The following is a 314-nucleotide window of genomic DNA, read 5'->3' on the forward strand; positions in this document are numbered from 1 at the left end:
CTTTTCTAGTTGACCACTTACCATACAGGAAAAGGAACAAAACACCTTGAGTTAAACTGTTTAAAAATAGAACTAACGACTGAAGTACAATATGTAAATCATTAAAATATTGAAACAAGACCCACGCATAGCCAGAGAGGATTTTCATACCATTTAATGAAACAAACTTATAAATCTCATCGAAGAGTGTTAACTCATCTTTAAATCCAAGCCCCATAGTTGCACCTAAACTCAGAAACCCGAAAATAACGAGAGTTATAAAATGCAAAATTGTGGCAATGGCAATCTGTTTAATTTTCATCGTGCAACATAAC

1 protein-coding gene is annotated in these 314 nt (G+C 33.4%); it reads right to left on the reverse strand.

What is annotated here, in order from left to right:
* Positions 1–301: hypothetical protein (locus H5164_RS19960; protein ID WP_220492764.1), on the reverse strand; the 301-nt coding region annotated here is incomplete at its 3' end.
* Between the last annotated feature and the right edge of the window lie 13 nt (positions 302–314).

The sequence above is a fragment of the Shewanella sp. SG41-3 genome (assembly GCF_014164545.1).
GTDB classification, from domain to species: Bacteria; Pseudomonadota; Gammaproteobacteria; order Enterobacterales; family Shewanellaceae; genus Shewanella; species Shewanella vesiculosa.